The organism is Nitratireductor indicus C115, from assembly GCF_000300515.1.
Classification (GTDB): Bacteria; Pseudomonadota; Alphaproteobacteria; order Rhizobiales; family Rhizobiaceae; genus Nitratireductor; species Nitratireductor indicus.
This window is the reverse complement of record NZ_AMSI01000005.1, coordinates 256,436-282,876: the sequence shown is the minus strand read 5'-3', so window position 1 is coordinate 282,876 and position 26,441 is coordinate 256,436. Positions and strand designations below refer to the sequence as shown.

The window sequence follows — 26,441 nt, the reverse complement described above, 5'->3', positions numbered from 1 at the left end:
GAAATCGACGGCCCGGTTGTTCGTGACGGATCGAGAGATGCGCGCGCGAAAATAGCGGCCTGTCTTCACAGGCACAATCTGCAATCGCAAGCGCTGGAGAGCGACCCACCAAATCTTGTCCCGCGGCCGACTCTGGTCGCCAATGGTTAGAAAAGCCGCAACAAACGCGGTTAACGCTGTGCTTACGTTTCGATAACCAACTGTCAGGCTGCCGCTGCATGGTCGAAAAATGGATTTGTGCCAACGGGCGGCCCTTGCCAATTCGCATAAAACCTCCAAGATCGTGAATTGTTCGAGTGCACAAATCACGGAAATCTAGGACATATCATGACCGATAGACCCACCGTCGCCTTCGCCAGATTTGCCATGCCTAAAAAAGGCAGTGCCGTCGTATTGGCCGGTGAGGGGGGAGGACTTGGGGAAAATGTTCGTGCCTGCGATCCCGAAAGTGTTCTGCCGCGCGCTTTTGAGGCTGCTGGCTTTTCCGGTGGGCTTGCAAAAAGCGTCGAGATTCTGGCTCCTGCCGGCACGGAGCTGGATCGGCTCTCCGCGGTCGGCACGGGCAAGGCCGATCTTCTTGGCGAGACTTCATGGCTGAGGATTGGCGGCGCTGCGATGGCGGCGGCGCGCTCTGCCTCCGATATCGTTATCGTGGCCGATCTGCCGACAGGCGCGCCGTCTGCGGAAGACGTTGCGAGCCTCGCACTCGGTATGATCCTGCGCGCTTATAATTTCGACAAATACAAGACCACGTCGCGTGAAAACGGCGATGAAAAGCCTTCTGGCAAGGTGAAGGTGACAATCCAGTGCGCCGATCCGGCTGCTGCGAAGAAGGCTTTTGTGCGCGCGGAAGCGGTGGGGGGCGGCGTTATCCTGGCACGCGATCTCGTCAATGAACCCGCCAATGTACTGGGACCGGTGGAATTCGCCGCGAAGGTAAAGGACCTTGAGAAGCTCGGCGCCAAGGTAGAAATCCTGACCGAGAAGGAAATGAAGAAGCTTCGCATGGGCGCTTTGCTCGGCGTTGCGCAAGGCTCCGTTCGCCCGCCGCGTCTGGCCATCATTGAATGGAACGGCGGCAAGGCAAAGGACAAGCCAGTTGCCTTCGTTGGCAAGGGGGTGGTGTTCGATACGGGCGGTATTTCCATCAAGCCCGCAGGCGGCATGGAGGACATGAAGGGCGATATGGGTGGTGCGGCGGCCGTTGTCGGCCTGATGCATGCGCTGGCCGCCCGCAAGGCGAAGGTCAATGCAATTGGCATGATCGGTCTCGTGGAGAACATGCCGGATGGCAACGCCCAACGCCCCGGCGATATCGTCACATCCATGTCGGGCCAGACCATCGAGGTGATCAATACCGATGCCGAGGGCCGATTGGTGCTTGCCGATCTCCTCTGGTACTGCAACGACCGCTATGCGCCTGGCTTCATGGTCAATCTTGCGACATTGACCGGCGCCATCATGGTGGCGCTCGGTCATCATCACGCGGGCCTCTTTTCCAATGACGATGCGCTGGCCGACAATCTGACCGAAGCCGGGATTGCCACCGAGGAGCGCGTGTGGCGCATGCCGCTCGGCACGGAATACGACAAGATGATCGATTCCAAAAATGCGGACATGAAGAACACGGGCGGCCGTATGGCCGGGTCGATCACGGCGGCGCAGTTCCTCAAGCGTTTTGTGAAGGAAACGCCCTGGGCGCATCTCGATGTCGCCGGTACGGCGATGGGATCGCCGCTCTCGGAGATCAATCGGTCATGGGGATCGGGTTTCGGCGTTCGCCTGCTCGACAGGTTGGTGGCCGACCACTACGAAAACTAGCATGGATGTCCTGTTCTACCACCTGACCGAATCGACGCTTGAGGAAGCGCTGCCGCCGCTTGTCGAAAAGAGCCTCGAACGGGGATGGAAGGTGGCGATACAGACCGGCAGCCGCGAGCGTTGCGATGCGCTTGATCAGCTTCTGTGGACCTGGCGCGACGAATCTTTCCTCGCCCACGGCACTGACCGGGAAGAGCATGCCGATCTTCAGCCGGTGCTCCTGTGCGACAACGCGTCGAACGGAAACGGCGCGCAAATCCGCTTTCTTGTCGATAATGCCGTGCCGGATGCGTTGTCGGGTTATGAGCGGGCCGTCTTTCTGTTCGACGGACATGATGTCGAACAGCTCGATTCCGCTCGCGCGCACTGGAAAACGATGAAGGGCGCGGGCCATGCCGTGACCTACTGGCAGCAGGGACCGGATCGCCGATGGCAGAAGAAAGCCGGATAGTCTTGGTACGTATGCTTTCCTAAGCGCCGTATCTCAACCGATCTGCCGCAGCAAATCCTCAACTTCGCCAATATGCGAGAGGCGGCGGAAGCGGGGAGCCTGTGCTGGTTCCTCGGCATGCTCATGCACCCAGGTGAGGTCATGCGGCACGAAAACGCCCCATGATCCTGCCTCGATGGCGGGGATGACGTCCGACTTCAGCGAGTTTCCGATCATCATTGCGCGTTCCGCGCCATCGCCATGCTGAGCGAAAATCCTTTCATAGGTCGCGCGGGACTTGTCGCTGACAATCTCGACCGCATCGAAAAGATCGCCAAGACCGGAGGCGGCAAGCTTGCGTTCCTGATCGAACAGATCGCCCTTGGTGATCAGCACCAGCCGATACTCGCCGGCAAGCCGTTCCAGCGTGTCGGGCACATGCGGCAGTGTCTCGACGGGATGCGTAAGCATCTCGCGACCAGCGTCCAATATGGCGCCGATGGTGGCGGCGGGCACGCGGCCTTCCGTCACTTCGATGGCTGTCTCGATCATCGACAGGGTAAAACCCTTGATGCCGAATCCGTATCGGGCAAGATTGCGCCGCTCGGCCGCCAGAAGGCGTTCCGCCAGATGATCGGCTTCGGCGAAATCGGCAAGCAGCTCGGTAAAGCGCGCCTCGGTCAGCCGAAAGAACTGCTCATTCTGCCAGAGCGTGTCGTCCGCGTCGAAACCGAGGGTCAGGCTCATTCCGCCATGCCTTCCTCATATTCGCCGGAAAGTTTCAGCCAGCGTTCTTCGTGCCGCTCCAGCATGGTGCTTAGATCGGCGCGTTCCTTGGCAAGCGTCGAAACCTTTTGCGGCTCCTTGTCGTAAAGGCTTGTGTCGGCAAGACGCGCCTCGATGGCATCGATGCGCTGGCGGGTACGCTCGATCAGCCCTTCCGTTGCCTTGATCTCCTTGGCAATGGGCTCGAGTGCCGCGCGCCGGCGTGCTGCCTCCTTGCGCCGGTCCGCCTTGGAAGCCTTGTCTGCCTCCCGCTTTTCCTTCGTGCGGCTGGTGCCGCCGGTCATCTGGGCGCGATAGTCGTCCATATCGCCATCGAAGTTCGAAACGCCGCCGTCGCGCACGATCCACAGGCGGTCAGCCGTCGCCTCAATGAGATGCCGGTCGTGGCTGATCAGGATGACTGCGCCGTCATAGCTGTTCAACGCCTCGACCAGCGCCTCGCGGCTATCGATATCGAGGTGGTTGGTCGGTTCGTCCAGAATGAGCAGGTGCGGCGCTTCGAACGTCGCAAGTCCCATCAGAAGCCGGGCCTTCTCGCCGCCTGAAAGGTCGCGTGCCGGTGTTGACATCTTCTCTGTCGTCAGGCCGAACTGGGCGACACGCGCGCGCACCTTGGCTTCCGGCGCCTCGGGCATGAGGCGGCGCAGATGCTGATAGGCGTCCTCGTCGGGCCGCAGGTCGTCGAGCTGGTGCTGCGCGAAGATCGAAACCTTCAGCCCGGGCGCCACCGTCATGGTGCCCTTTTCCAGCGGCAGCCGTCCGGCAATCAGCTTGGCGAAGGTCGATTTGCCGTTGCCGTTGGAGCCCAGCAGCGCGATGCGGTCGTCATTGTCGATCCGCAGCGAAAGATTGCGCAGGACAGGCTTGCCCGGCGTATAGCCGACCGCGCCGCCATCGAGGGCAATGATGGGAGAAGCGACCGCCTTTTCCGGATTGGGAAAGCGGAAGGGCTGTACCGTTTCGTTGACCACGGCGGCAATGGGCGTCATGCGCTCAAGCGCCTTGAGGCGGGATTGGGCCTGCCGTGCCTTCGAGGCTTTCGAGCGAAAACGGTCGACGAAGGATTGCATATGCTTGCGCTGCGCTTCCTGCTTGGTGCGCATCTTTTCCTGCAACTCGGCCTTCTCCGCATACTGCTTGGCAAACTGGTCGTATCCGCCGCGCCAGAAGGTGAGTTTCTTGCGCTCCAGATGGACGATGGAATTCACCGCCCGGTTCAGAAGGTCGCGGTCATGGCTGATAAGCAGAACCGTATGCGGATAGCGCGACAGGTAATTCTCCAGCCACAACGTCCCTTCCAGATCGAGATAGTTGGTCGGCTCGTCGAGGAGCAGGAGATCGGGTTGCACGAACAGCACCGCAGCGAGAGCCACGCGCATGCGCCAGCCGCCGGAGAAGGAGGAGGCCGGGCGCTGTTGCGCCTGCGCATCGAACCCGAGGCCGGAAAGGATCGCGCTGGCTCGTGCTTCCGCCGAATGCGCGTCGATATCGGTAAGCCGCGTCTGGATTTCTGCAATCCGGTGCGGGTCCATGGCCGTCTTGGCTTCCTCTATCAGGGCAGCCCGTTCGGTGTCGGCCTTTAGAACGATGTCGATCAGAGGTTCTTCTGTGCCCGGAGCTTCCTGCGCCACCTGGCCGATGCGCATGCCCTTGGGCAGGCTGATCGTGCCCGTTTCTGGGGCGAGGTCGCCTGTGATGGCACGAAACAGAGTAGTCTTACCGGTGCCATTGCGCCCGACAAGGCCAGCCTTGGCGCCGGTCGGCAGCGAAAGCGAGGCATGGTCGATGAGGAGGCGGCCCGCAATGCGGAGCGAAAGGTCTGATATCGTCAACATGCGCGCCTTGTGGCGCGTTGAGCGGGGCGTTGCAAGGGGGAGGATGTCACGAGGGGATCATAGTGGCCCTGCAACGCTGCCTGTGTTGCTCAAAGCAGACAGCAATCCCGTTTCAGGAGAGAAAAACCGCCCGATGATCGGGCGGTCGGTGGCGTAGCCAATGTCTCCTGGTCCGGCCGAGCCAGCTGATTGCCTTTCACTGCGCCGGGCAATGAAAGGCAATCATGACGGTTGATATCAGGCTCTAGCGGGATGCGGCCTGGCGCAGGGCCTTGCACATCTGCACGAGGTCGTAATCCCAGGCATTGGGGTCCCTGAGGATGCCGACGCAACGTTTCTTGTAGACCGCGATCTGCTTGTTGCTCAGGCCGGATGCGGCTGCTGCGCCGACATTGCCCCCGCCGAAGATGCCTCCGCCGCCGCCAATGCCGCCGCCGCCCGGATTGTTCGGACCTGGCGTGCCGGTTCCGGGTGTTCCAATACCGACATTTGCATTCACACCGCCGCTGCCGATATTCGCGCCGACATTGGCAGTCGTCCCGCCAACGGATGCTGTGGTGTTCGAATCGAGAAGACCGCCGCTACCGCCCACGCTGGTGTTGCTGGTAGCGCTGATCGAGCCACCCACATTCGCGTCAGCATTGACGTCAGCGACGCTGCCGCCGCCAACCGAGGCGCCGACATTGGCACTCGTACCGCCTAAATCGGCACTGACGCCAGCGCTGAGGCCGCTGCTTGTGTCTACGGAAGCAGAAATGCCGCCGACGCTGACATCGAGCGCCGAGGCCGGTGAAATGAGGGCAAAGGCAATAACACTGCCGGCAACCCCTGCAAGAATTTTGTCCCTGAGCCTAATCATCATATTCCTCCTGGATAACGACAAGTCGTTGACCAGAAGAAAGATAGAGCATATTTGCAGAAGTAAAGTGTTTTGATATTTCGAGCGTTTAAGTTTTAAGAATGTAATTTTACATATAAAGGAAAAGTATTTTAAAATTGAAAATACTTTAAGTAGATATCTTATGAGAACATTCCCCCATTGGTTGTTCTTTGGAAATAGGCAAGATCGAGAGCCGGGGGCTCGCTGCCGAGCAGCGAAATTATTGTATGTGCCTGGCCGCGATGATGGGTCTGATGATTGAAAAGATGACTTAAGGCAGGCGCAAGACGTTGTGAAACCGTTCTCACATCTGTCACCGTGACATAGGTGAAACGCCCGGCGAATGCCTCTTCATCGAGGCTCGAAATCCATTCTACGATTCTGCGGTCTTCTGCCTCGCGCGCAATGGTCAATGCGGGCAGGGGCGAGTGGAGAATGGCATCGAGTTTCATCGGCGCGTCGCCTTCGCCGGTGAAACGGCGCATCCAGATCCTGTCTGCCACGAGTATGTGGTTGAGCGTGCCGATCATGGACTTGAAATAGGCACCCACATTGCGCTCGAGCGCATCCTGCTCATGTTCGGTCGCGGCCGCATATATCCGCTCATTGGCCCATTGATTATAGGCCGCCATCATTTCGAAATGCTGTTTCATCAATTCGCTACCGTCTGAAATTGTTTGGGCGCTATCCTGCTTCTTCTTGTGGTTTAAGCCTTCTTCGGCGATTGTCGAACCCCAATCGCATTTCAGGGAAAAAAATGCCGATCACCCTCTATGAACTGGTAGGGCGCGATGAAGGGCGGCCCTTCAGCCCGCATTGCTGGAAGACCGCATTCGCGCTCGCGCATAAGGGCCTCGATTTCACGACTGTCCCGACACGGTTCCTCGATGTTCCGGCAATAGAGAATGGCGTGACGCGCCATGTGCCGTTGATCCGTGACGGTGATCGTCTCGTTTCCGATTCATTCGAGATCGCGCTTTATCTGGAGCAGGCCTATCCGGAGAGGCCGACGCTTTTTGCGGGCGAGGGCGGGGTGGCGTTGTCGCGCTTCGTGGAGCGCTGGAGCACTTCAACCCTGCACAGCTTCATCGGAAAGGCGCTTCTGCTCGATATTCATGATCGCCTCGGCGAGGCGGACCAGGCCTATTTCCGCAAGAGCAGGGAAGCGCGCATTGGCGCAACGCTTGAGGCTGCGTCGCAACAGCGAGAGGAGCGCCTTGAAGCCTTCCGCGCAAGCCTTGCCCCGCTACGCGGCATGGTCGAGGCACAGGCTTTCATCGGTGGCGAGGCGCCGCTTTTTGCCGATCACATCGTTGCCGGTGCCCTGCAATGGGCTCGCGTGATCTCACCCTTCCGCCTGCTGGAGGAAAGCGATCCGGTTGCCGTCTGGTTCGAGCGCTGCCTCGATCTTTATGGCGGGCTCGGGCGGCAGGTCGCGGCTGCTGCCTGAAACATAGATGTCATAAAAGCCGGGCTTGGCCGGCCTTTCGCGAAGATGCGGCCGCTTCTGTCGCTCCGGGGCTTCCCTTGTAGCCTTGGGGCCGCTATAGAGCGCGCCATCTCCGGATTGGGCTGCGTGCCCCGAATTTCATTCAATCGAAGGACTTAAAATGGCGATCGAACGCACTTTCTCTATGATCAAGCCGGATGCGACCAAGCGCAATCTGACCGGCGCCATCACGAAGAAGCTTGAGGATGCGGGCCTGCGCGTCGTGGCTTCGAAGCGCGTGTGGATGAGCCGCCGTCAGGCGGAAGGCTTCTATGCCGTTCACAAGGAGCGCCCCTTCTTCGACGAACTCTGCGAATTCATGTCGTCCGGCCCGACGGTGGTTCAGGTTCTGGAAGGCGAGAACGCCATCCTGAAGAACCGCGAAGTGATGGGCGCCACCAATCCGGCCGATGCTGCCGAGGGCACCATCCGCAAGGAATTCGCCACCTCCATCGGTGAAAACTCGGTGCACGGTTCGGACGCCCCTGAAACGGCGGCTGAGGAAATCCGCTACTGGTTCTCCGACACCGAGGTCGTCGGCTGATCTGAATGATCATAGCGGGCGGGCCGTGTTTCTTTAGAGCATTTTGCAGTCAGGTGGAATCACCTGACGTCTGCATAAATGCGGAAAAACAAAGAGATAGATCGGTTCAAGGTTTCCGATAAACGGTGAACCGATCTAGAAACGATGAACTGCTCGAATATCTTGAAGACTATCTTGAAGACCGGGGCCTTGCGCCCCGGTTTTTTATTGGGCTTGCGGCTTTATGCGCCCTGACGTGTGGAAGGGAAGCGCAGGATGGAGGTGGGGTTGCGTTTCATGACGAAGCCGACGAGCTCCTCCTCCGTCATGGCGGGCGCATAATGCCAGCCTTGGAAATAGGTGCAGCCCGACGCGCGCAGAAATGCTTCCTGCTGGCCGGTCTGAACATGTTCCGCGACAGCTGAAAGACCGAGTGTGGAGGCCATGTCCAGCATGGTTTGCACCAGCGCCCGGTCGGTTTCGCTTTTCTCGATATCGGTGATGAAGCTGCCGTCGATCTTCAGTTCGTCGAAGGGAAGCTTCTTGAGATAGGAGATGGAGGAATAGCCGGTTCCGAAATCGTCGAGCGACAGCCTGATGCCAAGCCCCTTGAGCTCCTTCATGCGCCGGGTGACCTGCATCTGGTCGCCGGCCAGAACGCGTTCGGTCATCTCCAGCGTTAGAAGTTGCGGCTCCACGCCATATTCGTCGAGCTGCTTTTGCAGGAAATCGATGAATTCGATATCCCGAAGCGACTGGATGCTGATGTTGATGGAAAGGCGCAATCCCGCCATTCGCGGATTGTGCTTCCAGCGCGCGAGGGCTTCCAACCCGTTTTCGATGACCGCGCGGCCCAGTGGCTCGGCAAGGCCGAACTGTTCCGAAAGGGCCACGAAGTCGCCGGGGGCGACAGGCCCGCGCGTAATATGGTTCCAGCGCAAAAGGGCTTCAGCGCCCACCACATGTCCCGTCGCGTTCACCTGCGGCTGGTAGTGCAGCTCCAGCTTGTTGCCGTTGAGCGCCGTGCGCAAGTCCTTGAGAAGCTGGAACCGTTGCCGTTCTGTCTCGAGCACTTTCGGATCGAACAGCGCCACACCGTTTCTGCCGGCGGATTTGGCCTGATACATCGCCATGTCGGCATTCTTCATGATGACCTCGGGGCCTGTTTCGTTGCCGTCGAAAACCAGAACGCCAACACTCGCCGATGTGTGGTGTACCATCTGCCCCAGATGGAACTCCTGCCGCAGGGCAGAGAGGACGCGATTGGCGGCCAGAATTGCGTTGCGCGTGGCGCCGGCAAGGCCACTCGCGGCAAGGCACAGCACGATAACGAACTCATCGCCGCCGATACGGGCAACCGTATCTTCCGGCCCGACGGTCGATTCCAGGCGTTCGGCGACTTGTTTGAGGAAGGCGTCGCCCACATCGTGGCCCATCGTGTCGTTGAGTGTCTTGAAATTGTCGAGGTCGATGAAGAGCAGCGCGCCCCTTTCGCCTTTCTGCGCGCAGCGGCGCATCTGCTGGCGTGTGCGTTCGAAAAGCAGGCGTCGATTGGGAAGGTTCGTCAGAGGATCGAAGAAGGCCAGCTTCTCGATCTTGATGTCGCTTTGCTTGCGGGCGGAGACATCGGCAAGGAAGCCGTGCCAGACAATGCCGTCCTTTGTGGCCTCGGGGGATGCGGTGACCCGCAGCCAGCGCTCGGTGCCGGTCATGCCGCCGGAGATGCGGAATTCGCAGTCCCATGAGCTCATCTTCAGGCCGGAATCGCGTAGCGTTTCCAGATAGCGCAGCCGGTCTTCCGCATGGATAAGATGGAGCAGCGAATTGGGATCGTTGGGGGCGGGAGCGTCCCCATATTCCAGAAGCCTTCGAAACCCCCTGGACGCGTAGAGGACGGTGAAACGCCCGTCCTCTCTGCGCATGAGCTGGAAGAGGCCCCCGGGAAGCTGTGAAGTGAGCTTCTCGAACATCTGCTGCAACTCAAGGCGCTTCACCGTTTCGGTGATTTCGCGCACCGACCCCTCGTAATAAAGGGGCTTTCCGGTGCGTCTGTCGGTGACAAGTCGGGCGGATTCGCTGATCCAGATGCGTTCGCGCGTTTTGTGGCGATAGATCTCGGAGATGAAATCCTCGACCTTGCCATCGCGCTCGAGCAGTTCCTTGAAGGCCGTTCGTCGATTGGGATCCACATACCATTCGCTGGCAATGTCGCGCACGCACTGCAGCATTTCGGCCTCGCTCTCATAGCCATTGAGGCGAACCAGTGCCGGATTGGCGCTGAGTTGCCGCCCGTTTGGCAGCGAGCGGTAGATACCTTCCGAAAGATTGTCGATGAGCTCGCGGTGATTACGCTGTTCGTCGCGGATGCCGTGATAAAGCTTTTTGACGTGGAAAAGGCGCCAGCCGAGAACCGTACAGCCTATGCTCCCCGCCGCCGCCAGCGCCAGTGCAAGATTGTTTCCACCCGAAAACACCGTTCCCAAAAGGTCGTACATCAACACCCCGGCGACCCCACTCAGCGAACGTATTTTTACACATCTGGCCTTGAGGAAGACCTCAACGGTGCGAAGAAACGGTACCTATGCTTACCGTAGCGTAAACTTAGCCAACTTTCTTCACAATCGTCTCATTTCCAGCGTTTGATATCTTCCTCGTCGCTGTCTTTTGCGGTCACCCATTGGGTGGCGGTACCGTCCACGGTATGCTCCTTTTTCCAGAACGGAGCCTTCGATTTGAGAAAGTCCATCAGGAAATCGGCGGCCTCGAACGCAGCCCGCCTGTGCTCCGATGAGGCAACGACGAGAACGATGTTGCCGCCGGGAAGAATTTTGCCGAAACGGTGAATGACCGTGAGACCCGTCAGGGGCCAGCGTCCTAAGGCCTCAGCCGCGATCCGGGAGATTTCAGCCTCCGCCATCCCCGGATAGTGTTCGAGTTCCAGCGCAGTCAGTCGACCGTTCTCGTCGCGGCAAAGACCGGCAAAGCTTACCACGGCACCCACGTCGCGACGCCCGGCCGTGAGAGCCGCAACTTCTTCGGAAAGATCGAAATCCTCCTGCTGCACGCGCACTGTCGGGATGCAGGGGGTATTCAATTCATCCCCCCGTCATGGGAGGGAAGAGCGCAATCTCGCCATCCTTCGGCAATGGAGTGTCGTGCTCGACATGCTCCTGGTCGATGGCCACACGGATCGTCTCCGGGCGTTCGAGCGCTGCCGCATAGCCTTCGCCCCGTGCGGCGAGCCAGGCGATGAGGTCTGCCACCGTGGTAATGTTGGTCGGAAGCTCGACCCTTTCCTCCGCGCGGCCGATGCGTTCGCGGACCCAGGCAAAATAGACGAGCTTCATGGGGTTATTCCTCCACGATGTGCTTCAGGCCAGCACGGAAATAATCATAGCCCGTGTAGAGCGTGACAATAGCCGAAATCCACAGAAGAGCGATGCCGGTCTGGGTGGTATAGGGCAGCACCTTGTCGCCCGCGGGGCCTGCAAGCAGGAAGCCGATCGCCAGCATCTGTATCGCTGTTTTCCATTTTGCGAGCTGCGTCACCGGTACCGAAACCTTCAGCGCCGCCAGATATTCCCGCAAACCCGAAACCAGAATCTCGCGGCAGAGGATGATGATGGCTGCCCACAGCGTCCAGCCGGCAATGGTGCGGTCGGTATCGGCGGCCAGAAGAAGCAGGCAGGTCGAAACCAGGAGCTTGTCAGCGATGGGATCGAGCATGCGCCCGATATTGGAGGTCTGCTGCCAGGTGCGCGCCAGATAGCCGTCGAAATAATCCGTGACGCTTGCCGCGATGAACAGACCGAGCGCGGACCAGCGGGCGAGGTCGCTGGATTGCAGCCTGCCTTCCATGAAGAAGCACAGGACGATTGCCGGTACGGCGAGAATGCGCCCATAGGTCAGGAGATTGGGGATATTGAATGCGCGCGATGTGCGTTTGGCCATGAGAATGCGATCCCGCCTGAACTTTCACCTGTCAAATCAGATGGCGGCACGAGCGGTCAAGCTCCTGCATGGTCACCCGCGACGAAACAACGCCCTTTCAGCCCTTTTCATGGAAGTGATTGTAGATTTGCCGCGCAATTGCTTCTGAAATGCCTTCAACGGCTGTCAGATCTTCCATGGCAGCGCGACTGACGGCCTTTGCCGTGCCGAAATGATGCAGCAGCGCCCGCTTGCGGCCCGGCCCGATACCGGCAATCTCGTCGAGCGGGTTTTTCACCATTTCCTTCTTGCGCCGGGCCCGGTGCGAGCCGATGGCGAAGCGGTGTGCTTCGTCGCGCAGGCGCTGTACGAAATAAAGGACGGGATCGCGCGGTGGCAGGGTGAAGGAATTGCGCCCCGCCATGAAGAAGCGTTCGCGGCCCGCATCGCGATCCACTCCCTTCGCCACGCCGATGGCGGTGACCCGGTCGGTGATGCCGAGTTCGTCCAGAATCAGGCTGGCGGCGGCAAGTTGCCCCTGTCCGCCGTCGATCAGGATGACGTCGGGCCAGGCCGGCATGTCCGCGCGATGCCCGGCATCGTCTGCCTCCGCTGCGCCCGCGCTGTCGTCCGGCAGGCCGTTTTCCTTGAGCAGCCTCGAAAAACGTCGCTGCATCACCTCGCGCATCATGCCGTAATCGTCGCCCGGCGTGATGTCGGTCGAGCGGATGTTGAACTTGCGATACTGGTTCTTGGCAAAGCCCTCCATGCCGGCGACGATCATGCCGCCAACGGCATTGGTGCCCATGATATGGGAGTTGTCATAGACCTCGATGCGGCGTGGGGCGCTGTCGAGTCCGAAGGTTTCGGCGAAACCTTCCATGAGACGGGCCTGGGACGAGGTTTCGGCCAGCCGCCGCCCCAGCGCCTCGCGTGCATTCTGCAGCGCGTGTTCGGTGAGGTCCTTCTTTTCGCCCCTCTGCGGCACGAGCACCTGCACCTTGCGGCCTGCACGGGTTGAAAGCGCCTCGGCGAGAAGCTCCTGCTCCTCCACCTCGTGCGACAGAAGAAGAAGAGGCGGGCAGGGCTTGTCATCGTAGAATTGCGCGAGGAAGGCTCCCAGCACTTCCGCTGAACCGAGCGCCGGATCAGCCTTGGGGAAGTAGGCGCGGTTGCCCCAGTTCTGACCGGTTCTGAAGAAGAACACCTGGATGCAGTTCTGCCCGCCTTCCTGATGGATGGCGATGACATCGGCTTCCTCGACACCTTGCGGATTGATGCCCTGGTGGCTTTGCACATGGCTCAACGCCGAAAGGCGGTCGCGATAGACGGCTGCCCGTTCGAAGTCGAGCGCGCTGGATGCTTCCTGCATCGCCTCGGCGATATGCGCTTTCACTTTGCTGGAGCGGCCCGACAAGAATGCCTTCGCCTCGTTCACCAGCTCCATATAGTCGGTCGCGCTGATTTCGCCGGTGCAGGGCCCCGAGCAACGCTTTATCTGGTAGAGCAGGCAGGGGCGGGTGCGGCTTTCGAACACCGAATCCGTGCAGGTGCGCAACAGGAACGCCCGTTGCAGTGAATTGATGGTCCGCCCGACGGCGCCCGCGGATGCGAAGGGACCGAAATAATCACCCTTGCGCGAGCGTGCGCCGCGATGCTTGAAAATTCCGGGCGCAGCATGATCTCCCGTCAAAAGTATGTAGGGAAACGACTTGTCGTCGCGCAGCAACACGTTGAAGCGCGGCCGCAGGCGCTTGATGAGATTGGCTTCGAGAAGAAGTGCTTCGGTTTCCGTCCGCGTGACCACGAATTCCATCGACGCGGTTTCGCGAACCATCCGTCCGATGCGGTTTGTGTGGCCGCGGCCTTGCGCGTAATTGGTAACGCGTTTCTTCAGATTGCGGGCCTTGCCCACATAAAGCACGTCCCCTTCCGCATTCATCATGCGGTAGACGCCTGGCGCGTTGGGAAGCCGCTTCACCGCCGCCTGGATCACCTCGATGCCCACCACCCCCGTAGGCGCATCGCCGGCGTACCAGTCGAGGGCGTTGCCAGCTGGGGTGGAAAGCTCAATGTCGGTCGTATCGCTCATTCGGGAATACCTGCTATATCGGGCGTCTCCCACGCAAGATGCTGACCGCCGTCGAGCGCGATCATCTGCCCGGTGACCGAGCGCGCTTCCCAGAGATACCGCACGGTGCGGCCGAATTCCTCGAGCGCCGGTCCGCGCCGAAGCACGAGCGCGTCGGTCTGCCGGTCGAAATCCGCCTGTTCCTGTCGCTGGTTAGGCAGGGTGGGGCCGGGGCCGATGGCATTGACCCGGATCGAGGGGCCGAGTGCCTGAGCCATGGTCCGGGTTGCCGTCCAGAGTGCCGATTTGGACAGTGTATAGCTGAAAAAGCGTGGGTTGAGGCGCCAGACGCGCTGGTCGATCATGTTCACGATCAGGGCTTCCCGACCTGCGGGAAGCGTGTTGGCCAGCGCCTGCGCGATCAGTGCCGGGGCTTTGAGATGAACAGCGAAATGCTTGTCCCACATGGCTTCATCGAAATCGAACACGGAATCGTCCTCGAAGACGGAGGCGTTGTTGACGATGATATCGGGCAGGCCAAGCGCCGCCTGCGCTTTGCCGATCAGTCCGGCCGCATCTGTGCTTCTGGCCAGGTTCGCCTGCAGCGGTACCGCGCTGCCACCCGCTGCGATGATCTCCGAGACAAGCGTTTCAACCGCCTCGCTTGAACTGTCGTAGTGGATGGCGATTGCAAATCCATTCGCCGCGAGATCGCGTGCAATCGCGGCGCCGATACGTCTTGCGCCGCCGGTAACAAGCGCTGTCTTACGAGCTTCAGTCATGCTGCATCCGTTGTGAGCGTGCGTTGGTCGCGAATCCAATTCATATCCTTCACGGGCAATCTATCATGTAGTCCGAATGCGGCCTGTCTCCAAGTTTTGCATGTGGTGGTCGTTGGATTGAGGATTGAAAGTAAATAGTATTTTTTACATTATAAATATTATACGAAAATCAAGTTGAGGTCATGATTCAAACAATATTTGATGGGATCGCGATGCAGCTGGAAAAATCTAATATGAGTAATCCAGTTGTTATTTAATAATATAATTTGGAGCTTCTAATGAAGACGGAATATTTTCGTGATTATTTTTATATTTCAGCAATTATTCTAGGGATTGGGTATTCCTTTAACGCTAACGCCGCCGATGTTGTCAGGCATGTTCCCGCTGTTGAAATGGCGCCTGTTCCAATCCTGTCTCCATCACCGGTCAAAACCTGGGAAGGGGGCTATGTCGGTATCTCCGGCGGTAAAACCTTCAAGGGGCGAAACCCAGGCGATGGTTTGACCCGTCTGGACGGATATTTTGGTGGGATTTTTGCCGGCACGAACTTCCAGAATGGCAATGTTGTCTATGGTGTCGAGGGAGACCTGGGTTACGATCGATTGAAGGGAAGTCAGGGTGCTTACAGCTTCAAGGGCGGCGTTGATGGTTCTGCACGTGCTCGGCTGGGCTATGCTCTGACTGACAGTGTTCTTCTCTACGGCACTGCGGGCGGCGCAGCCCAGCGCCTGAGTGTGGCAGAGGCAAGTAAATCCGATACCAACACCATGCTTGGTTGGACAGCCGGTGTTGGCGTTGATGCCAAGTTGACCGACAGCGTTTTCGGGCGGGTCGAGTACCGATATACAGATTTCGGCAGCAAGACCTTTTCCACCGGCAGTGGAAATAGTGAATTCGGAGCGCGCGGTGGCAAGATCAAGGTTGGTCTAGGTATCCAGTTCTAGTTACTAGAATTTGGCGGCGCCGGATTCCCCGGCGCTGCTTTGATGCGCTTGTTTCAAAATATGGTAGCAACATAACCTGCAAAACCCGCAAGCATTGCCCCGCCGACCATCTTGCCAACGGGAATGCGCGCAAAACCGATAATGGCGAGGATCACCGCCGCGGCGAGCATCACCCACATGTCTATTGACACGACGCGAGGTTCCACGGGGATGGGGGCGATCAATGTGGTGATCCCCATGATGCAGGCAATGTTGAAGATGTTGGATCCCACGATGTTGCCGAGGGCGACAGAGTTCTGGCGCTTGAGGGCTGCGGTAAAGCTCGTGGCGAGTTCAGGCAGCGAAGTGCCGATGGCAACGACCGTGAGACCTATGGCCGTGTCGCTGACACCGAAACTTTCGGCAATCCGCGTTGCGCCGGCGACCGTCAGTTGTGCGGCGACCGGCAAGCCGATCGCGCCACCGATGAGGAAGCCAAGAACCTTCTTGCGGTTGCGCGGCGCCTGCCCGATATCGTCGTGGAAATCGTGATCGGGGGGAGCGGAGCCGTTTCGCGCGTCGCGAATCTGCCAGGCGATGAAGGCGCACAGGCCTGCAAACAGAATGGTCCCGTCGAGGCGGCCCAGATGGCCGCTCCCCAGCATGACCATGAAAATCGCGGTGGCGGCAAGCATGGCAATGAGGTTTCTGCGCATACCGGGGCCATCAGCCCTCAAGGGCATCAGAAGTGCGGGCAGTCCGAGTACCAGGAGGATGTTGGCGATGTTGGAACCGACGACATTGCCGATTGCAAGTCCCGGCGCTCCTGAAAGGGCAGCCTGAATGGAAGTGAAGAGCTCGGGCGCGGATGTGCCGAAGGCAACGACGGTCAACCCGATGATGAGCGGCGACACGCCTATGCTTTCGGCAAGACCTACCGCGCCGCGCACGAAAATGTCGCCGGCGAAGAAGAGCAGTGCCACGCCGACCGCCAGGATCAAAAAGCTGAAAAGCATGAAAAACCTCGGGTTGGGCGCGAATTGGGCCCGGAGCGGAATCGTGTCGCAGATATAGGTCTGATCCGCTTTTTTCCAAGGTCATGTACCGATGTTGCTGTTCTGCAACATCATTTTTCTGCCGTATTCGCGCCGCCGAAAGACCCTTATTTGGGGCGCGTTCAGCCGCATTTTCCCACCAGATAGAACCATGCGATGCCTCGGCCGTTCCCTCCCCATGCGGCCGGGCGGGTCGCGAGTAAGTAGGTGTGCATTGATGGCGCACGACTTGCCCATGGGGCGCCACGAGTTTCTGCAATTTGCATGTGGCTTAAGGAGTATGGACTATGAAAGCCAACAAGAACCTTTTTCTGTCTGCGGCCGCCGCCGTTGGTATTCTGAGCGCTGCCGGCGTTGCGCAGGCTGCTGATGCGGTGATGGACCCGCCGCCGGCTCCGCCTGCTGCCCCGGTGATTTCCACCCCGATCAACGGTTGGGACGGTGGTTACGCCGGTATTGCGCTCGGCTACGGCTTCTCCGGCACGACGGCTGCCGGGCTTCCGGCTCCAGGTAACGACATCGACACCGATGGTTTCGTCGGCAACGGTTTTGCCGGTTGGAACTGGCAGAACGGCAGCTTCGTCTACGGTATCGAAGGCGATGTCGGTTACAATGGTATCAAGGGTTCCAACGCCGGCGTTGAATCGAAGAGCGGTGTCGATGGCACTCTGCGTGCCCGTCTGGGTGTCGCTGCCACCGAAAACCTGCTGATCTACGGTACGGCAGGTGGTGCCGCTGAGCGTCTGAAAGTTTCCGACGCTGCCGGTTCCGACACCAACACCATGCTCGGCTGGACGGCCGGCGCGGGCGTTGATGCCAAGCTCACCGACAAGATTTTCGGTCGTGTTGAATATCGCTATACGAAGTTCGGTAGCGAAACCTTCAACACCGGCAGCGGTTCGCAGGACGTGAAGGACAGCAACAACAAGATCCTTTTCGGTCTTGGTATGCAGTTCTAGAGCATCACCTGACGTCTGCATAAATGCGAAAAAACAAAGAGATAGATCGGTTCAAGGTTTCCGTGAAACGGTGAACCGATCTAAGTCGCAAGACATATCGCATTGTGGAAAAGCCGGGCCTTGTGCCCGGCTTTTTCTTTCTCAAGCATCCATGGGCTCTTACCGATGCGGGCGCTCCCAAGAGCCTGCACGATGCTCTGTTGCATCGAACCACGCACAATCATGATGCCACGAACTTGAGCTCTTTTCCGGAAGTCGGCTGTCGGGCCGATCCTAACGCCCCCTTGCGGGCGGCATGAGCATTCTGTCGGCGCGGCAGCCCTTTGCGTCGAGTTCATCACAGGCGCGGAACGCCAGATCCTTCGTCATGCAGATGCGCACTTCGCGGAGATAACGGCGGTCGCAGGTAACGGCGAAATCGTGCTTCTCAAGCCCCGGATTAGCGCTGACGAAGCGCTCCTCAACGTCCTTTGGAGAAATCAGCAGAGGAGCGGTGAGCCGTAAGAACTCCGGCGGAATATTGATCTTCGCCCGCGCCTTTCGGGCGAGGGCGAAATATGTTCCCTGCCTTAACCCCGTGCAGCTTCCGTGCTTGCGCCATTGATGTCCCATCAATCCGCCCGATGGCATGATGTCCTGGTAGGAATTTACCAGATTGCCCGGTACGTGGCCCGATTGCTGCAGCCGGCAAAACTCGGGATAGCCAGCCTCATATTGAGGCCAAAGCCCATGCACGACGAACGCATAGGGGCGCGCGCTGCCGCATTGCTGGCGGTTGGCTTCAGCACCCTCGGCCGCGCAATAACTGGGCGACCAACTGAGCGACAGGACATAGAAATCGAATTTGCCGGGCTCGGCGCCTCTTTCACCTGAAAGCGCAGCCGAAGAAGGCGCGAGAAGCACACCCGCCGCCACCAGCTTGGCTATGAGGCCGGGCAAACGCATCTTCTCTCTCCGTTCTGAATGAAACGGGCGGTGGGTGAACGCACAAGCACGTCCGTGCCTATTTTCCGAATCGGAAAATCCGAAAACCGCCCGTCAATCAGCGTCAGGATTGTCGACCTCACAGCCTATGCCGTGGCAGCCCTGATAATTGCCCTGTGTGTCGAAGTTCGGATTGCCGTCTCTGTCGAAGCTCGGCCTTGTATCGATATCATCGTCGCTGTTGCGCCGCGCCGCCTTGCGCTCACGGTCTCTTTGCTCCTGGGCGCGCATACGGTCCAGTGAGCGCTGTTCATCTTCCGCGCGTTGCCTGTCCTGAGACATCATGCATTTTGCGAAATTGTCCGTTCCGGGCCGAAAGCCGTAGGAGGAGCATTTGTCCTGGTCCATCGCATGTTGCTCTTCCGGGCTTATGCAGCCTCCAAGAGTCAGCGGCAGCAACACGATGGGCAGGTATTTCAGCTTGAAACCGTACATTTCATTCTCCTCGCCTGGGCCTGAGTAGCAGTGCAGAAACTGCCAAAATCCGATCTCCTGCATGCAGGAGATCGGAAAATTCGTTCTCTTGGATGTCTCAGCGAAGGACGCGGCAGTGGCTGTCATAGACGTTCCAGCGGTCGAAGCCGGAAACGCAGAATTCCACATTGTCGCCGATGCCGGCAAAACCCTGGCCGTACTCGATAAGATACCAAACCGTGCGATCCCTGCCGTCCGAGAGACGCGCCGTTGCGCGGCAGTAGCGCCGTGCGATGGGGCTGTTCTCCGTGGCGGGATGATAACGGGTCTGGTAGGCGCCGTAGAAATCGACGATATCGACATCGGCAAGCTGCGGCACATGGGTGACCTGATAGCGGAACCGGTGCTTGATGGTCGAGCGAACGGCGCTGTTGGCGCAGACGTCGTCATTGACCGCATAGCTGCCGAGCGGGTCTGCGGCCTGCGCCGTCATCGGTGCAAGCGTGGCGGCGAGCGAAGCCGCCATGCCGGCGGCGAGGGCCTGAAGGCGTGCCATAACGGTATTCTCCTGAATCGTTCAAAACGCGCGTTGTGCAGAGTTTTGCGTCAGCCTGGTCGATGGGTCAAGCGCGGGGCTGCAACGCTGCCGGGTAAACCCTTTTCAGGCGGCCCGTCCGTCTTCGCCCGTCAGCCGCTCCAGAAAGGCGTGCCCCTGACCGTTGTCTCCCAGTATCGCGGCAAGGGCGGGGAGCAGCCTGCTCATCTCCTCTTCAAGCACATAGGGCGGATTGACGACGATCATGCCTGTGCCGTCCAGCCTCGGTTCGGGCGAGGGTGGCCGCAATTCCAGCCGTATGTCGACGATGTCGGCAATGCCGCTTTCGGCAAGCAGCCGGCGGAACGATGCGACGGCCTTGTGATCCTTGATGGGATACCAGACCGCGTAGATGCCGCCCGGCCAGCGTTGATAAGCCTTTTTGAGGCCGGCGACGATCCGCTCGAACTCGCCTTCTTTCTCGAAAGGCGGGTCGATCAGAACGAGGCCGCGCCTCTCCTTTGGCGGCAGATGGGCGCCGAGCGCCAGCCAGCCATCCAGAGCGATCACGCGCGTCTGGTAATCGCCGGAAAACCCTGCTTTCAGAACTTCGGCGTCCGCCGGATGAAGTTCGATCGCCGTCAGCCGGTCTTCGCGGCGCAGGAGATGCCGGGTGACACGGGGAGAGCCGGGATAACGCAGAAGCTCGCCTTCCGGATTCATCGCATGAACGGCCTCCAGCAAGGGATTCAAAAGATTCCGTGTTTCGTCTTCGAGATTTGCATCGATAAGCCTGCCGATCCCCTCGCGCCATTCGCCCGTTTTCTGCGCTTCCTCCGACGAAAGATCGTAAAGGCCGATGCCCGCATGCGTGTCGATCACGCGGAAGGCTTTGTCCTTGCGCTTCAGATATTCGACGATGCGCGCCAGCACGGCATGTTTCACCACATCGGCGAAATTGCCCGCATGGTAGGCATGGCGATAGTTCATGGCTTTGGATGCCCCGTCTTTGAATGGCGAAATGGGCCGGGAATGGCGAAATGGGCCGGATCAAACTGGCTCTACTCGTCCGGGCACAAATTCGCTAGTCTCAACCGCATGAACACACATGCCGACATCCAAATAGGCCATTCGGCCTGTCCGCACGATTGCCCATCCACTTGCGCGCTTGACGTCGAGGTTAAGGATGGCCGGATCGGCCGCGTGCATGGTGCGCGCGACAACAGCTACACAGCCGGTGTCATCTGCGCCAAGGTCGCCCGCTATGCCGAGCGCATTCACCATCCCGACCGTCTTCTGAAGCCGCTCGTCCGCGCGGGCGCCAAGGGCGAGGGGGCATGGAAGGAGGCGAGCTGGGAGGCCGCGCTGGACCATGTGGCGGAAGCCTTCCTGAAGGCGGAGCAGGCGCATGGCAGCGAAGCCGTCTGGCCTTATCAGTATGCCGGCACGATGGGCTTGGTGCAGCGCGATTCCATCCATCGCCTGCGCCATGCCAAACGTTATTCCGGCTTTTTCGGCACCATCTGCACCAATCCGGCCTGGACGGGCTGGATGATGGGCGCCGGCAAGCTCGCTGGTCCCGATCCGCGCGAGATGGCGAAAGCCGATTGCGTGGTGATCTGGGGCACCAATGCGGTGGCCACGCAGGTCAATGTGATGACGCATGCCATCAAGGCCCGCAAGGAGCGCGGTGCGCGGATCGTTGTCGTCGATGTTTACGACAACGCCACGATGAAACAGGCCGACCTCGGCATCGTCGTCAAGCCCGGCACCGATGGCGCGCTCGCCTGCGCGGTGATGCATGTGCTGTTCCGCGACGGTTTTGCCGACCGGGCCTATCTCGAACGCTATACGGACGATCCCCGTGGACTTGAAGCCCATCTCGCCACGCGCACGCCCGAATGGGCATCCGCCATCTGCGGCGTCCCGGTCCCGGAGATCGAGGCCCTTGCCCGCCTCGTGGGTGAGACGAAGCGCACCTTCTTCCGCCTGGGCTACGGTTTCACCCGTAATCGTAATGGCGCAGCCAATATGCATGCAGTCCTTTCCATCGCCGCCGTGACGGGGTGCTGGCAGTATGAGGGTGGCGGCGCCTTTCATTCCAATTCGGGCATTTTCGGCCTCGACAAGTCGCTTATCGAGGGGCATGCGCTCGCCGATCCTGCGATCCGCTCCCTGGATCAATCCCAGATCGGTCGCGTCCTGACCGGCGATCCGGCGGCGCTCCATGGCGGTCCTCCGGTCGCGGCCATGCTGATCCAGAACACCAATCCGGCCAATGTTGCGCCCGAGCAGCGGCTGGTGAAGCAAGGCTTCCTGCGCGAAGATCTCTTCACCTGCGTGCACGAGCAGTTCATGACGGATACGGCGAAGCTGGCCGATGTCGTTCTGCCGGCCACCATGTTCCTGGAACATGATGATATCTATCGCGGCGGCGGCCATCAGCACATCATCCTTGGACCGAAACTCGTCGATGCACTAGGTGAGGCCCGGCCCAACCTCTTTGTGATCGAGGAATTGGCCAAGCGTCTCGGCGTTGCGGATCGTCCAGGTTTTGGCCTCTCGGCGCGCGAGCATCTGGACTGGATGCTGGGTCGGCGCGGGTTGGGCACATTCGACAGTTTCCGCGAGGAGCGCTGGGCCGATGTGCAACCGGATTTCGAGACATCGCATTTCATTCACGGTTTTGGCCATCCCGACGGCCGTTTCCGCTTCCGGCCGGACTGGCAGAACACGCCGTCGCCCGACCGCCCGCCCGAATCGATGGGCATACAGGGCGATTATGCCCGCCTGTCTGAATTCCCCGATCATGTGGAACTGATCGAACTGGCGGATGCACGGCATCCCTTCCGGCTCGCCACGTCACCGGCCCGCACTTTCCTGAATTCGAGCTTCACCGAAACGCCCGGTTCCCTGAAGCGTGAGGGACGGCCGGAACTGATGCTGCATCCCGAAGATGCCGAGAGCCTGGGTCTTGCCGAAGGCGACCGCGTCGAGATCGGCAATCACCGGGGCGAGGTCGTGCTTCATGCGAAATTCTTCGACGGCGTGCGTCGTGGCGTGGTGATCGCCGAGGGCATCTGGCCGAACAGCGCCCATGAACGCGGCGAGGGGATTAATGTTTTGACCGGTGCCGATGCCGTCGCGCCCTATGGCGGTGCTGCCTTTCATGACACGAAGGTGTGGGTGAAGGCGGCCGGCTGAGGTGTCACGCAAGGCACGACGCCGCTTCGCTGCGCATGGATTGTAGCGTACCGGTGGAGGCACTGGGCGGAACCCCAGGCACCGGGGAAATTGGCTGTAAAGCGGCTCTCAGCCGCGCCGTTCTCCCGGCGAGACGATGGCAAGTTCGCCATTCTCGTCTGCGACATTGGAAAACACCGCGGCGCCGCTCGACATACGAACCCTGCCTTCGGCAAGAAGTCGCAACGCAAGCGGATAAAGCCGGTGTTCCGTTTTGAGCACGCGCTCGCCAAGCGCATCTTCCGTATCGCCGATCAGTACGGGAACCGCAGCCTGGGCGATGATCGGGCCGTCGTCCATTTCCGGTGTCACAAAGTGCACGGTGCAGCCATGCACGCGCACACCGGCGGCAAGCGCCCGCGCATGGGTGTCGAGGCCACGGAAGTTCGGCAGCAGGGCAGGGTGGATGTTGATCATCTTGCCCTTCCATTTCTGAACGAAGCCAGGCGTCAGGAGGCGCATATAGCCCGCCAGGCAAACGATGTCGGCCTTGAGTTCGCAAAGCGCGGCGTGGATCGCCTCGTCATGGGCCTCGCGGCCATCGTAATCGCGCGGCAGGATCGCTCGTGTCGCGATGCTGTGCTTGGAAGCCACTTCGAGCCCGCGCGCATCGGAGCGGTTTGAGATCACACCCACGATCTCGGCCGGAAAGGACGGATCCATCGATGCAGCAATCAGCGACGCCATATTGGAGCCGCGGCCGGAAATGAGCACGGCCACGCGCTTGCGGGCGGTTTTCTTCATAGATCGAGCGCCCCGAGATAGGAGACGCCGCTCGCTTTGCGCTGCACCATCTGGCCAAGCATGGTCACCGTCTCACCCGCCTGTTTCAGAAGGGCTGCGATCTGCGCTGCCTCACCCGAGGCGACCACGACGATCATGCCGATCCCGCAATTGAAGGTGGAAAGCATTTCCGATTCCGCAACACCTCCTGCCTTTGCGAGCCACGAAAATACGGGCGGAACCTCAATGGCGTCGAGATTGATTTCGGCAGCGAGCTTTTCGGGCAAAACGCGTGGAATGTTCTCGGGGAAACCACCGCCCGTGATATGGGCAAGGGCCTTGATGCCGCGCGATGCCTTCAGGGTCGAAAGCAGGGGCTTCACATAGATGCGGGTTGGCTCCAGAAGCGCCTCGCCAAGGGTGAGACCGGGCGCGAAGGGCGCCTTGTCGTCCCAGGAAAGCCCCTGATCGGCAATGATGCGCCGCACCAGCGAGAAACCGTTCGAATGCACGCCGGAAGAGGACAGGCCGAGGATCACGTCGCCCTCGACGATGTCGCCGGTCGGCAAGAGCGCGTCGCGCTCCGCAGCGCCGACGGCAAAGCCGGCAAGGTCGTAATCGTCGCCATGATACATGCCGGGCATTTCAGCCGTTTCCCCGCCGATCAGCGCACAACCTGCCTGCTTGCAGCCTTCTGCGATACCCGAAACGATATCGGCCCCCTGGTCAGGGTCAAGCTTGCCCGTGGCGAAGTAATCCAGAAAGAACAGCGGCTCTGCGCCCTGCACCACCAGATCGTTGACGCACATGGCAACGAGGTCGATGCCGACCGTATCGTGCTTGCCCGCCTCGATGGCGATCTTCAGTTTTGTGCCGACGCCGTCATTGGCTGCGACCAGAACCGGGTCTGAAAATCCCGCCGCCTTCAGGTCGAACAAGCCGCCGAACCCGCCGATTTCGCTGTCGGCGCCCGGTCGCCGCGTTGCGCGGACCATGGGTTTGATCTTCTCCACCATCCGGGCGCCTGCGTCGATGTCGACGCCCGCATCCGCATAGGTGAGGCCGTTTTTCCGTTCATCTGCCATGATGTTCTCGCCGCCGTTTATCCAAGGCTGGTGACATGCCGGGCTTCTGACATGAAGGAGCGTTATCCGCAAGGCGCGAGATGGCAAGTCCCCCTTCTAATCCCGCCTCGCGAACCGGGAGGGCCAAACTGGCCCATTGAAAGTTGCAGCCTCTCCCCCAATCTGTGAAACCCTGTCATAAGCATGTGCCATGGCGCGGGAGGAGGCCTGCGTCGCGACATGGGCGAATTTTGCGCTGTGACAGCTTGTCTTGGCGCTGTTTTGCTGGAGAGGACCATTGACGATCCCCAACATCATTACGCTGCTACGCTTTTTGCTGGTGCCGGGTGTCATTTTCGCGCTCCTTAAGGGGGAATTCGGCTGGGCCTTCGCCGGCTTCCTCATCGCGGGCATTTCCGATGGCGTGGACGGTTTCATCGCCCGTCATTTCGACCAGCGCACCGAGCTTGGCGCCTATCTGGATCCGATTGCCGACAAACTGCTGCTCGTCAGCGTCTTCGTTGTGCTGGGTTATATGGCGGTTCTTCCGCTGTGGCTCGTCATCGCAGTCGTGTCGCGCGATGCATTGATCGTCGGCGGCGTGCTATTGGCCAATGTCATGGGCAATCCCGTCGCGATGAAGCCGCTGCTGGTCTCCAAGGCCAACACGCTGGTGCAGATACTCCTTGCGCTTCTGGTTCTCGCCGAACTGACCTTTGCTTATAATTCGGGTTCGGTACGTCTGGCGTTGATCGTTGCCACGGGCCTCTTGACCGTGGCTTCCGGGGCTGCGTATCTCGTTTCCTGGATAAAGCACATGGGTGGTTATGCCGAGAGTGACGCCGAAAGGCGCTGAAACAGAGCCGGTCACCGTGACCCTCACCCCGCCGGGACGGCCCATCGGCCGCAACATTGCCTTCTGGCTGCTGGCGACGGCGGGCCTCATCCTGTTCCTCTATGTGTTCAGCTCCATTCTTTTGCCTTTCCTGGCAGGGCTGGTCCTTGCCTATTTTCTCGATCCGGTGGCCGACCGGCTGGAGCGTCTGGGCCTGTCGCGAACGTCGGCGACCGTCGTCATTTTGATCGCTTTCATCGTTGTGCTGCTGCTGGCCTTCGTCATCGTCGTACCCGTGCTTGGCAAGCAGCTCGCGGATTTTGCCGGCAGGCTGCCCGATTATCTGTCGCGTTTGCAGGCCTTGCTTCTGGAACTCGAACCCAAATGGTTCGAAAGCGTCCTCAATGGCGAGACGCAGGCCGTGCGCGACAATCTGAGTTCGATATTGGCGCAGGGAACAGGCTTTCTCGCCACGCTCTTCAAGTCGGTCTGGAGTTCCGGCGTTGCTCTGGTCAATCTCGCCAGCCTTTTCGTGGTCACGCCGGTGGTCGCCTTCTACATGCTTCTCGACTGGGACCGCATGATCGACAAGGTCGATAGCTGGGTGCCCCGCGATCATGTGGAAACGGTGCGCCAGATCGCGCGTGACATCAATGTCGCCACCGCCGGTTTCGTGCGCGGGCAGGGCACGCTCTGTCTTATCCTTGGCATCTTCTACGCGGTGGGCTTGTCTCTGGTCGGGCTGAATTTCGGCCTGCTGATCGGTCTGTTCGCTGGTCTCATCAGCTTCATCCCCTATGTTGGGTCTCTCGTCGGTTTCGGCCTTTCCATCGGCATTGCGGTGGTGCAGTTCTGGCCCGAATGGTGGTGGGTGCTCGTTGTGGCCGGCATCTTCTTCTCCGGCCAGTTTCTGGAAGGCAATATCCTGCAGCCGAAACTGGTTGGAAAGAGCGTGGGCCTTCATCCTGTCTGGCTCATGTTCGCGCTCTTTGCCTTCGGCTATCTCTTTGGCTTCGTTGGCCTTTTGATTGCTGTTCCGGCTGCGGCCGCCGTCGCGGTGCTCGTTCGTTTCGCCCTCGGCCGCTACCTGGCCTCGCCCCTTTATGCGGGGCATGGCGAAACGCCTGCGCCGCCGCCCGCCAGCCAGGGCAGAGACTGA

General features: G+C 59.9%; 26 protein-coding genes. 9 read left to right on the top strand and 17 right to left on the bottom strand.

Annotation, left to right across the window (positions count from 1 at the left end):
* The first annotated feature begins 327 nt into the window (after positions 1 to 327).
* Positions 328 to 1,821 (top strand): leucyl aminopeptidase, encoded by a 1,494-nt coding sequence (locus tag NA8A_RS09585; RefSeq protein WP_009450239.1) that lies wholly within the window; start codon positions 328 to 330, stop codon positions 1,819 to 1,821.
* Between the two features lies 1 nt (position 1,822).
* Positions 1,823 to 2,272, top strand: coding sequence for a DNA polymerase III subunit chi (locus NA8A_RS09580; protein WP_009450238.1), 450 nt, complete (start codon positions 1,823 to 1,825; stop codon positions 2,270 to 2,272).
* A 33-nt stretch (positions 2,273 to 2,305) separates the two neighbouring features.
* On the opposite strand, the gene NA8A_RS09575 is transcribed toward NA8A_RS09580, so the two are convergent.
* From NA8A_RS09575 to NA8A_RS09560, 4 genes are all read right to left on the bottom strand, one after another.
* The gene (locus NA8A_RS09575) at positions 2,306 to 2,998 is read right to left on the bottom strand and encodes an HAD family hydrolase (RefSeq protein ID WP_009450237.1); all 693 of its coding nucleotides are present in this window, start codon (positions 2,996 to 2,998) and stop codon (positions 2,306 to 2,308) included.
* A complete protein-coding gene (locus tag NA8A_RS09570; protein ID WP_009450236.1) occupies positions 2,995 to 4,872 on the bottom strand; it encodes an ABC-F family ATP-binding cassette domain-containing protein in 1,878 nt (625 codons plus the stop codon). Before NA8A_RS09570 ends, NA8A_RS09575 begins: the two co-directional genes overlap by 4 nt.
* Before the next feature lie 244 nt (positions 4,873 to 5,116).
* On the bottom strand, positions 5,117 to 5,731 hold the full coding sequence (locus NA8A_RS09565) for a hypothetical protein (RefSeq protein ID WP_143087965.1): 615 nt from the start codon (positions 5,729 to 5,731) through the stop codon (positions 5,117 to 5,119).
* Positions 5,732 to 5,892: 161 nt separating this feature from the next.
* Entirely contained in the window at positions 5,893 to 6,405 is a 513-nt protein-coding gene (locus NA8A_RS09560; RefSeq protein ID WP_009450234.1) for a DinB family protein, read from the bottom strand.
* A gap of 104 nt (positions 6,406 to 6,509) precedes the next feature.
* Between NA8A_RS09560 and NA8A_RS09555 the strand changes: the two genes are divergently transcribed.
* Both NA8A_RS09555 and ndk read left to right on the top strand, forming a co-directional pair.
* Positions 6,510 to 7,202: a glutathione S-transferase family protein gene (locus NA8A_RS09555; protein ID WP_009450233.1), complete on the top strand. Its 693-nt coding sequence runs from the start codon at positions 6,510 to 6,512 to the stop codon at positions 7,200 to 7,202.
* A 160-nt stretch (positions 7,203 to 7,362) separates the two neighbouring features.
* On the top strand, positions 7,363 to 7,785 hold the full coding sequence (gene ndk, locus NA8A_RS09550; protein ID WP_009450232.1) for a nucleoside-diphosphate kinase: 423 nt from the start codon (positions 7,363 to 7,365) through the stop codon (positions 7,783 to 7,785).
* A gap of 221 nt (positions 7,786 to 8,006) precedes the next feature.
* Here the strand turns inward: ndk and NA8A_RS25650 are convergent, their stop codons facing one another.
* From NA8A_RS25650 to NA8A_RS09520, 6 genes are all read right to left on the bottom strand, one after another.
* Positions 8,007 to 10,259: a putative bifunctional diguanylate cyclase/phosphodiesterase gene (locus NA8A_RS25650; RefSeq protein WP_009450231.1), complete on the bottom strand. Its 2,253-nt coding sequence runs from the start codon at positions 10,257 to 10,259 to the stop codon at positions 8,007 to 8,009.
* A gap of 131 nt (positions 10,260 to 10,390) precedes the next feature.
* Positions 10,391 to 10,858: a molybdenum cofactor biosynthesis protein MoaE gene (locus NA8A_RS09540; RefSeq protein ID WP_040672200.1), complete on the bottom strand. Its 468-nt coding sequence runs from the start codon at positions 10,856 to 10,858 to the stop codon at positions 10,391 to 10,393.
* A gap of 1 nt (position 10,859) precedes the next feature.
* Positions 10,860 to 11,111 (bottom strand): molybdopterin converting factor subunit 1, encoded by a 252-nt coding sequence (moaD, locus tag NA8A_RS09535; protein WP_009450229.1) that lies wholly within the window; start codon positions 11,109 to 11,111, stop codon positions 10,860 to 10,862.
* Between the two features lie 4 nt (positions 11,112 to 11,115).
* Positions 11,116 to 11,715 carry a CDP-diacylglycerol--glycerol-3-phosphate 3-phosphatidyltransferase gene (pgsA, locus tag NA8A_RS09530; RefSeq protein WP_009450228.1) on the bottom strand — a complete coding sequence of 200 codons (600 nt, stop codon included), beginning with the start codon at positions 11,713 to 11,715 and terminating at the stop codon, positions 11,116 to 11,118.
* Between the two features lie 97 nt (positions 11,716 to 11,812).
* Positions 11,813 to 13,786, bottom strand: a complete 1,974-nt coding sequence (gene uvrC / locus NA8A_RS09525; protein WP_009450227.1) for an excinuclease ABC subunit UvrC — start codon at positions 13,784 to 13,786, stop codon at positions 11,813 to 11,815.
* Positions 13,783 to 14,547: an SDR family oxidoreductase gene (locus NA8A_RS09520; protein ID WP_009450226.1), complete on the bottom strand. Its 765-nt coding sequence runs from the start codon at positions 14,545 to 14,547 to the stop codon at positions 13,783 to 13,785. Before NA8A_RS09520 ends, uvrC begins: the two co-directional genes overlap by 4 nt.
* 278 nt (positions 14,548 to 14,825) lie before the next feature.
* Here NA8A_RS09520 and NA8A_RS09515 point away from each other — a divergent pair, with 278 nt between their 5' ends.
* Entirely contained in the window at positions 14,826 to 15,491 is a 666-nt protein-coding gene (locus NA8A_RS09515; RefSeq protein ID WP_009450225.1) for an outer membrane protein, read from the top strand.
* Positions 15,492 to 15,544: 53 nt separating this feature from the next.
* Here the strand turns inward: NA8A_RS09515 and NA8A_RS09510 are convergent, their stop codons facing one another.
* On the bottom strand, positions 15,545 to 16,486 hold the full coding sequence (locus tag NA8A_RS09510) for a calcium/sodium antiporter (protein ID WP_009450224.1): 942 nt from the start codon (positions 16,484 to 16,486) through the stop codon (positions 15,545 to 15,547).
* Positions 16,487 to 16,812: 326 nt separating this feature from the next.
* Between NA8A_RS09510 and NA8A_RS09505 the strand changes: the two genes are divergently transcribed.
* A complete protein-coding gene (locus NA8A_RS09505; protein WP_009450223.1) occupies positions 16,813 to 17,484 on the top strand; it encodes an outer membrane protein in 672 nt (223 codons plus the stop codon).
* Positions 17,485 to 17,757: 273 nt separating this feature from the next.
* Here NA8A_RS09505 and NA8A_RS09500 read toward each other — a convergent pair whose 3' ends face one another.
* From NA8A_RS09500 to NA8A_RS09485, 4 genes are all read right to left on the bottom strand, one after another.
* Complete coding sequence (locus NA8A_RS09500) at positions 17,758 to 18,429, bottom strand: ribonuclease T2 family protein (RefSeq protein ID WP_009450222.1); 672 nt, start codon at positions 18,427 to 18,429, stop codon at positions 17,758 to 17,760.
* Between the two features lie 93 nt (positions 18,430 to 18,522).
* On the bottom strand, positions 18,523 to 18,966 hold the full coding sequence (locus NA8A_RS09495) for a hypothetical protein (protein WP_338086162.1): 444 nt from the start codon (positions 18,964 to 18,966) through the stop codon (positions 18,523 to 18,525).
* A gap of 34 nt (positions 18,967 to 19,000) precedes the next feature.
* Positions 19,001 to 19,438, bottom strand: a complete 438-nt coding sequence (locus NA8A_RS09490) for a hypothetical protein (protein ID WP_009450220.1) — start codon at positions 19,436 to 19,438, stop codon at positions 19,001 to 19,003.
* Positions 19,439 to 19,543: 105 nt separating this feature from the next.
* Positions 19,544 to 20,407: a 23S rRNA (adenine(2030)-N(6))-methyltransferase RlmJ gene (locus tag NA8A_RS09485; RefSeq protein WP_009450219.1), complete on the bottom strand. Its 864-nt coding sequence runs from the start codon at positions 20,405 to 20,407 to the stop codon at positions 19,544 to 19,546.
* 108 nt (positions 20,408 to 20,515) lie between these two features.
* Here NA8A_RS09485 and NA8A_RS09480 point away from each other — a divergent pair, with 108 nt between their 5' ends.
* Positions 20,516 to 22,621, top strand: coding sequence for a molybdopterin-containing oxidoreductase family protein (locus NA8A_RS09480; RefSeq protein WP_009450218.1), 2,106 nt, complete (start codon positions 20,516 to 20,518; stop codon positions 22,619 to 22,621).
* A 108-nt stretch (positions 22,622 to 22,729) separates the two neighbouring features.
* Here the strand turns inward: NA8A_RS09480 and purN are convergent, their stop codons facing one another.
* Positions 22,730 to 23,404 (bottom strand): phosphoribosylglycinamide formyltransferase, encoded by a 675-nt coding sequence (purN, locus tag NA8A_RS09475; protein ID WP_009450217.1) that lies wholly within the window; start codon positions 23,402 to 23,404, stop codon positions 22,730 to 22,732.
* Complete coding sequence (gene purM, locus NA8A_RS09470; RefSeq protein WP_009450216.1) at positions 23,401 to 24,468, bottom strand: phosphoribosylformylglycinamidine cyclo-ligase; 1,068 nt, start codon at positions 24,466 to 24,468, stop codon at positions 23,401 to 23,403. Before purM ends, purN begins: the two co-directional genes overlap by 4 nt.
* Before the next feature lie 277 nt (positions 24,469 to 24,745).
* Between purM and NA8A_RS09465 the strand changes: the two genes are divergently transcribed.
* Both NA8A_RS09465 and NA8A_RS09460 read left to right on the top strand, forming a co-directional pair.
* Entirely contained in the window at positions 24,746 to 25,303 is a 558-nt protein-coding gene (locus NA8A_RS09465) for a CDP-alcohol phosphatidyltransferase family protein (protein WP_009450215.1), read from the top strand.
* The gene (locus NA8A_RS09460; protein WP_009450214.1) at positions 25,275 to 26,441 is read left to right on the top strand and encodes an AI-2E family transporter; all 1,167 of its coding nucleotides are present in this window, start codon (positions 25,275 to 25,277) and stop codon (positions 26,439 to 26,441) included. The genes NA8A_RS09465 and NA8A_RS09460 overlap by 29 nt, the downstream gene beginning before the upstream one ends.